Annotated in this window: 6 protein-coding genes; 1 reads left to right on the forward strand and 5 read right to left on the reverse strand. The window is 34.5% G+C overall.

The genetic code is table 11. The features are described from left to right. From E1171_RS07845 to E1171_RS07855, 3 genes are all read right to left on the reverse strand, one after another. A partial coding sequence (locus E1171_RS07845) for a T9SS type A sorting domain-containing protein (protein WP_155205458.1) occupies positions 1-1,479 on the reverse strand: 1,479 nt, incomplete at its 3' end. Positions 1,480-2,192: 713 nt separating this feature from the next. Beyond that, positions 2,193-2,885: a hypothetical protein gene (locus tag E1171_RS07850; protein ID WP_155205459.1), complete on the reverse strand. Its 693-nt coding sequence runs from the start codon at positions 2,883-2,885 to the stop codon at positions 2,193-2,195. Continuing rightward, positions 2,882-3,409, reverse strand: coding sequence for a hypothetical protein (locus tag E1171_RS07855; RefSeq protein ID WP_246164234.1), 528 nt, complete (start codon positions 3,407-3,409; stop codon positions 2,882-2,884). Before E1171_RS07855 ends, E1171_RS07850 begins: the two co-directional genes overlap by 4 nt. A 256-nt stretch (positions 3,410-3,665) precedes the next feature. On the opposite strand from E1171_RS07855, the gene E1171_RS07860 reads away from it, so the two are divergent. Next, entirely contained in the window at positions 3,666-4,061 is a 396-nt protein-coding gene (locus tag E1171_RS07860) for a thermonuclease family protein (RefSeq protein WP_187696333.1), read from the forward strand. Between the two features lie 47 nt (positions 4,062-4,108). On the opposite strand, the gene E1171_RS07865 is transcribed toward E1171_RS07860, so the two are convergent. Together E1171_RS07865 and E1171_RS23740 are read right to left on the reverse strand one after the other, a co-directional pair. Beyond that, the gene (locus E1171_RS07865; RefSeq protein WP_246164236.1) at positions 4,109-4,843 is read right to left on the reverse strand and encodes an SOS response-associated peptidase; all 735 of its coding nucleotides are present in this window, start codon (positions 4,841-4,843) and stop codon (positions 4,109-4,111) included. A gap of 18 nt (positions 4,844-4,861) precedes the next feature. Continuing rightward, a partial coding sequence (locus E1171_RS23740; protein WP_187696334.1) for a hypothetical protein occupies positions 4,862-5,315 on the reverse strand: 454 nt, incomplete at its 5' end.

Below are 5,315 nucleotides of genomic sequence, written 5' to 3' on the forward strand. Positions count from 1 at the left end.
AGAGTTAAGAATTTGATTATTCTGATAAAAAATAACCAGATATAAACCTGTTGCAAGGTCATGAACACTAATTTGATCTTGGATTGAGGTTGATTTGGGTAGCTTCCCCTTACTTAATTTCAAATTGCCAGCACTGTCATAAATCTTAATTGTATAATAATTTTCTGTGTCAACTATTTCATTTTGTATATTTATGATACCATTCTCAGAAGGATTTGGAAAAATTGCAAAGGGAGTTTTATTTTCCTTCAAACTTTGAGGAAGTTCAACATCAACCTTTAAAGCAAATTCTTTCAACAAAAGGTTATAACCTTGTGGATACCCTCTATTTTTTGAATAAGAAAGACTGTTGTCCTGGATTTTAAGATTCTCTTTATAGGCACCAATTAGCCCCACCCTATTACCAGTTTTAAAAAAGCCCGCAGTTGAAGCAAATTTTTCACCATATTGCTCATGACCAATAAGGGTACCCTTTGAGTTAAGGTTAAATAATAAAATATCTGAAGAACCTGCTGGAATTAATTCAATGTTATTTTCAGGCAAGAAAACTCTATCCGTTAAATTAGTGGCTAGCCGAAATTGACCATTAATATCCTCCACTACTCCTTGTGGCAAAATTGATTCTGGATTTCCACTATATTCTACAAGGTTGTTTGTCCAAAGAAGTTGACCATTTTCATTGTACTTATTAAGTCGAAGCACATTTTTGGATTCAATTATTGTCCTTGCTGTAATAAGTTCGTGATTTGCCGTAAAATCAAAAGTCATTGCCCCCTTAATTCCAATGGGTTGCAATAGCCCCTCTTCCTCTATTGTGAATAGGGTGGTGCCATTCTTGGAATCAACTTTAAAAATACTAGAGCTATATTGGTCACCCCCCTTTTCCATAGCCACATGCCAGAATATTTCACCTTTAGTATTTTGTTTTATTTCATAGCCTTTTGCTTCAGTAATTTCTTTTTTCCATAAAATTTCTCCAGATCTATTAAAACATATCAGCACGGCCTGGCTATTTGAATTCTCCTCGTCAAAAAAATAGCCACTTACCACGCTCAAGGCACTTCCCTTTAAGCATACAGCAGAACTAAATTTACTATTAACCAGATCCTTTTCTAGTTTATGGGACCATAAAAGTTTTTTATTAGGCGAAACACCCACAACTATTCCAGTGTATTTATTTTCATCTGCTTCTATCCTTTTTCCTAAAAAGTTAAATGTTCCTTTAATGTATCCGCAAGTAACAGCCACTGCTGGAGATGAAGCCACACTAACAAATCTTCCTTCTTTTACCTCAGGATCGTAAGCTATCCATTGTTGTTGTCCTCTAAGTAACAAAGAAAGATATGGGCTATTAATCTCTTCTAAAGTGGTTGGATCAACAAAAAGGCGCCCACTGCTAAATGACACCTTAGGTTGCTGAGAATAAACCAATTGGGACACTGAAAACAGTATAACTAAAATAGATATTTTAATCTTCATGGGTAATTAGTAATCTTATGGTCATTAATATTCTATTAAAAAAAAGAGGTAACTTACCCTCTATTCTTATTTATACTTTAAATAATCCAAAGTTTTATGGGAGTAATTAACTGTTGAAAAAGTATAATAAATTTATTTCAAATTAATTGAATGATTTAAAGAAATCAAAAACTCTTTGCTTTTATGGTAATAAAATAATCAAGAAAAGAATTTTTAGGCCAATGAAAGTATTCCTTTTAAGTAAATGTCTCTAAATATTTTCCTTTAAGCCACACTCTCTGAAAATAATTATTTAGCATTTTGCCCTGAATTTATGAACAATTCCTTGTTAAAAGAAAGTGTCAATATCCAATTTATTTTTCCAAAATTAAATAATATTTTTTTTTTAAAAAAGTATTTTTGTCCTATTAGGGATTAAGGACCTTTTCAAAACAGAAAAAGAAAAATTGAAGGTTTAATTTACGATTATACCTCTCCTAGGAGTTGGAAATGAATACTAAACCCAAATTCAATTATTAATTAACTTCTCTCTTCATTGAGCAACTGAAAAGGTGAGGCGGAAGTGAAATCAATGTAACCCTTTGTATATTAGCAACATAAAATTAGAGCAAATCCGAAATAAAATGGATTTGATTACCTAATCACTTATTGATAATTATTGGATTTTCCATATGCTATTAAATTAAAAATTGACTTTGTAGTTTTCGGACAGGTTAGAATTTATCCAAAATCCTTCTTAATTTCTGAATAATCCCATCAAACCGCTGGGCTTGGGTTTCATAATATAGGTTAGCCTGGATTGCTTCTTGTAGCATATCACTTTTTAGAATGGCATTAAACTCCCCTCTTAGAAACTTTAAAACATCACTTGGGGCCAGTGAAATGATTTCAACTAACTTAGTTTGGTTGTCAAGAATATATGTAATATCCTCAAAATCATGGCTCATTCTTGGATCAGAACCCCCACGACTATTAAATGCAACAAATTTTGTTGCCAAATAATAAGGTAGTGACAAGATGTAAATTTTTATATCATCAACTTCCACAGCTTCTTTGTTTACAAAGCCAGGGGCAAACCAGGGATTGGCAGGAGCCCACCCTATCTTTTTTGTAGACATGACATCAACCTTCACATCGTCGTATCTAAAACGACATATTACATCGTCCTCAGAACTCTGATAGAATCCCCTACGGTTAAGGTCTTGCCTTATCTGTTCTAATTCAAATATACTTACGATCTCCAGACTTATATCTACATCCTTTGTTGGCCGAACATAATCAGCAGCAGGATCGTCTATATACATACTTACTACGGCCCCTCCTACATATACAACTTTTTCATTTAGTTCCTTTAAAGCTGTTGCTACCTTTTTTATAACCTTCTTATTAATTACAGAATTTTTCATATTCTTTTTTTCAATTCTTCAATTGCCAAAATTTGTTCTCTTATTCTACCAATCCGCAATGCCTCAACTAAGGCTAAAACTTCATATAATTTTGGATCTTTAAGGCAGGCCTTTGGAACAGATGGGTATAAAGGTTCAATAGTTTGGCCTCTAATATTACCCTCGGCATAAGACCACACAATAGGTTCTTCACTTTGAAGCTGTTCTACTAATGGAGTTGCTGAATAAGCTGTGGCCACACCTCTTGCCACGGCTCCAGGCCTTTGGGGAAAAACATATTTTATACCATGTTGAAGAAACTCCAATAGAGCCTGTTTCATTAATCTTTTTTTATCGGATGCAATAAAACCCGCCATCATAGACCTATTGATACTTTCGCTTACCTCACTGGCACTAATATATAAATCATACGCGATATCTTTCATTAACCAAGGACGACCTTGGTAGATCGCAATCTTTAGAAGAATTACGATATCTTGTGGACGCATCCCTTTATGTTCTTTCATTTCTTTTGCATTTTTCATAAAGATACAGTTTTAAATTTCAATTCGCAATTCGCGAATCACGAATAAAAAGCCTAGTTTACCCTCCCACCAATAAGGGACGTAAGGTTCTCCATTCCTATTATTTTCTTATTTTCTTGTTGACTTTTGTTCATAAAAATCATCAATATCATTTTCAAATTCTACCAATATATCGTTACCTTTCTATATGAAAATTCCGCTCTTGCTGTTCCTCTTCGTATCCTTTCACCTCCAAGCCCAAACAATAACCGGCTCCGTGACCTATATTAGTGACGGTGACACCTTCCATTTAATTACTGCGTCTGGAGAGAAACATAAAATTAGAGTTGAGGGAATAGATTGTCCTGAGACTTCTCAGGCATTTGGATTGGAAGCCAAAGAATTTGTAATGAAAGAAATTAAAGGGCATGAGATCACGGTAAGGACATCTACTACCGACCGATATGGAAGGCTTATAGCAAGAGTGTTATATCAAAACAAGGATCTATCCCAAGAACTTATAAAAAATGGTCTAGCCTGGCATTACAAATTTTTTTCCAAGGATTCAACCTTAGCTAATTTAGAAATTATGGAAAGAGAAAAGAAGGCCGGCCTTTTACAAAGTAAGAACCCTATAGCACCTTGGGAGTATGGAAAATATTCAACCCAGTAGGAAAAAAGGAAGATTAATCCCTGGGCAAGAAGGTTTTCAGATATTATTTAAGAATGAACAATATCAGGCAAATCTAACTCGAGATAATGAAAAGGCTTCTGCACCGCTTCCTGATTTGGGTTTTCGTTTCTAGCAGTGATTAGCTTGCTGATACTTTGAGCCTCCATTTCTTTTTCATAAGGACATAGCATAGCACTAATTTCTTCCCGGGAGCATTCCGGATCTAACCACCTATTTTCCTTTTCAACTGGCAAGATTACAGGCATCCGCTTTTTAATATTGTGAATCTTTGCCACCATTGGATTAGCATCAGTTGTCAGCACGGAAAAAGTGTTTACCTTGGTTCCCTTCACTCTTTCTATCCACTCTTCCCAAATACCCGCTATTGAAAATATAGCATTCCCCTTTAGCTGTATGAAATAGGGATATTTCTTTCCTTTATAATCATGCCACTCATAGAATCCCGTACATGGGATTAAGCATCTGTTATATCTAATCGCATGCCTAAACGATGGCTTCTCAAATGCTGATTCCGACCGTGCATTAAGGGTTTTGGACCATATATCTATTGCAGAATCACGATCTTTAACCCAAGAAGGAATAAGCCCCCAATAATATCTTTGAATTTCTCCGGATGCCTCACTCGTAATTACGGGTAAAGCTTGATGGTCATAACCATTTGTATAGAAAAATGGTTGAAAACCTTCTGGATCAACAAAGTGAGCCTGGTACCGATCCTCTATTTTCAGAGCTTCAACTTGGAGTGAATAGTGAAAACACATTTTATAATGTTTAGAATGTCAATTGATAACCTCAATCTTATAATGTCCATTATATTTTTCGCTATGACTTAAGAATAATGTTGCTTTATAGCCTCTTTTAGCATGGGCAGCAGACACTCCCTTTCCTTTCGAACCATAGATATAAACTTTGTTATCTTTAATGAGCCTAAAAGATAATATCATATTATCTTCTAGGTCTTTTAGCATAATCTTGGATTTATAATCACCAGAGTATAGTAATTTAGAATCTGATATGGTTTGACCATAGATCATTAATTTACAACCCGAAAAATTCACCAAAGGATATTCATAAGTAATATTTAAAGGAATAGCTTTTGATTTTGTAAGCTGGACTTCTGTAAGGTGCTTTTCGTCAAATGGATATCCCACTCTTGTTTTGAAAACAAGATAATTTATGCCCAAATAATAAATAGAAACTATGATGGCAAATATTACAACTACCCCTAAAGTC

Source organism: Xanthovirga aplysinae (genome assembly GCF_009711365.1).
GTDB classification, from domain to species: domain Bacteria; phylum Bacteroidota; class Bacteroidia; order Cytophagales; family Cyclobacteriaceae; genus Xanthovirga; species Xanthovirga aplysinae.

Excerpts from the sequence above, each read along its gene's own strand:
- E1171_RS07855 (WP_246164234.1), bottom strand. The coding sequence starts at position 3,409 with ATGAAAAATGCAAAAGAAATGAAAGAACATAAAGGGATGCGTCCACAA.
- E1171_RS07850 (WP_155205459.1), bottom strand. The coding sequence starts at position 2,885 with ATGAAAAATTCTGTAATTAATAAGAAGGTTATAAAAAAGGTAGCAACA.
- E1171_RS07865 (WP_246164236.1), bottom strand. The coding sequence starts at position 4,843 with ATGTGTTTTCACTATTCACTCCAAGTTGAAGCTCTGAAAATAGAGGAT.